The following is a 1617-nucleotide window of genomic DNA, read 5'->3' on the forward strand; positions in this document are numbered from 1 at the left end:
GCCCTGCTGCCGCTGGTGCTCGGCCCCGCCGGGACCCCGGAGGCCCGGCGCGTCACCGTCGCGCTGGTGCTGCTGGCGGCCTCGGTGATCGTCACCGCGGCGTCGATCGCCAACGACAACCTGCAGGATCTCAAGACCGGCCAGATCGTCGACGCCACGCCCTGGCGCCAGCAGGTGGTGCTGATCGTCGGCGTCGCCGTCGGCTCGCTGGTGATCGTGCCGCTGCTGTCGCTGCTCTACGGCGCCTACGGGTTCGTCGGCTCGATGCCGCGCCCCGGCATGGACCCGGCGCTGGCGCTCACGGTGCCGCAGGCCGCCCTGGTCACCCAGATCGCGGACGGCATCGTGGCCCGCACCCTGCCCTGGCCGATGCTGCTGATCGGCTGCGGCCTCGGCGCCGTGATGGTCGCCCTCGAAGTCGCGCTCAAGCGCCGGGCGTTCAGCTTCCCGGCGCTCACCGTGGGGATCGGCATGTACCTGCCGCTGTCGGTGGAGATGACCATCGGGCTCGGCGGACTGCTCGGCTTCCTGTGCGCCCGCGCCCTGCGCCGCCGCGGCGCCGGCCCCGAGGACCTCGAAGCCTCCCGCCGCCGCGGCGTGCTGATCGCCTCCGGATTCCTGGTCGGCGAGAGCTTCGTCGGGATCGGCCTGACGGCCGTCGACGCGGCCTTCGGCCATTCCTCGACCCTCAGCCTGGTCGGCCCGGACTTCGCCGATGCCGCGACCTATCTGGGTGCCGCGGTGTTCGTCGTCGGACTCTTCGCAGCGGCCCGGTTCATCCGCGGTCCCTTCGCGGTCCCTTCGCAGCGAAGGCCCGCGGGCGCCCCCAAATTCCGCGCATAACACCGTTGACAGCCCGCGCCCGGCCTCCCTATACCCCGGCCGCTGGCCGCGCCGTCCCGTTCGGGACGCGCGTCTTGGGGCGGGGTAGCTCAGCTGGTTAGAGCAGAGGAATCATAATCCTCGTGTCGGGGGTTCGAGTCCCTCTCCCGCTACCATTGGTTTCAACCCGCCCGGTCAATGACGTGGCGGGTTTTCTTTTGACTTCGTGGCGTTCGCAGGCGCTCGGTCGATTGCTGCAAGCAATGAGTTCCGGTTGGCGGACGGCTTCCAGGCCGGGCGTTCGAGGCCAAGATGGTCCCGGAGCGTCACGCCGGAATAGTCCCTCCGGAACAGGCCGCGCCGTTGCAGGATCGGCACGACGGCCTCCACGAAGGTTTCGAGGCCGTCCGGCAGGACGTCCGGCATCAGGTTGAACCCGTCGGCGGCGCCCGCCCGGAACCAGGCCTCGATGTCGTCGGCGACCTGCTCCGGCGTGCCCACGACGATGCGGTGGCCGACGCCGCCGCCGAGGGCGCGGAGCAACTGGCGCACCGTCAGATTGTCCCGGCGGGCCAGGGCGACGGTGCCGGTGAACATCGTGTGGCTGGCATCGGGCGGCAGCGGCAGCGGGTCGGGCAGCGGCTTGTCGAGGTGGAGCCGCGCGGGGTCGATCCGGAGCGTCCCGGCGAGGCGCGCCAAGCTGTACTCCAGCGGAACCAGCTCCCACAGCGCGTCCTGGCGCCGACGCGCCTCGGCCTCCGTGGCGCCGATCACCGTGGCGAGGCCGGGCAGCAC

At 71.7% G+C, this 1617-nt stretch carries 1 protein-coding gene, 1 tRNA gene and 1 pseudogene; 2 read left to right on the top strand and 1 reads right to left on the bottom strand.

What is annotated here, in order from left to right; all coding sequences use genetic code 11:
• Nucleotides 1-843 (top strand): oligopeptide transporter, OPT family (locus FV228_RS29075; protein WP_147857637.1); only part of this gene is annotated, 843 nt, incomplete at its 5' end.
• Between the two features lie 78 nt (nt 844-921).
• Nucleotides 922-998: transfer RNA gene (locus FV228_RS29080), tRNA-Met, on the top strand.
• A 19-nt stretch (nt 999-1017) separates the two neighbouring features.
• On the opposite strand, the pseudogene FV228_RS29085 reads toward FV228_RS29080, so the two are convergent.
• A pseudogene (locus tag FV228_RS29085) lies at nt 1018-1617 on the bottom strand (LLM class flavin-dependent oxidoreductase); the annotation flags it as partial.

Source organism: Methylobacterium sp. WL18 (assembly GCF_008040015.1).
Classification (GTDB): domain Bacteria; phylum Pseudomonadota; class Alphaproteobacteria; order Rhizobiales; family Beijerinckiaceae; genus Methylobacterium; species Methylobacterium mesophilicum.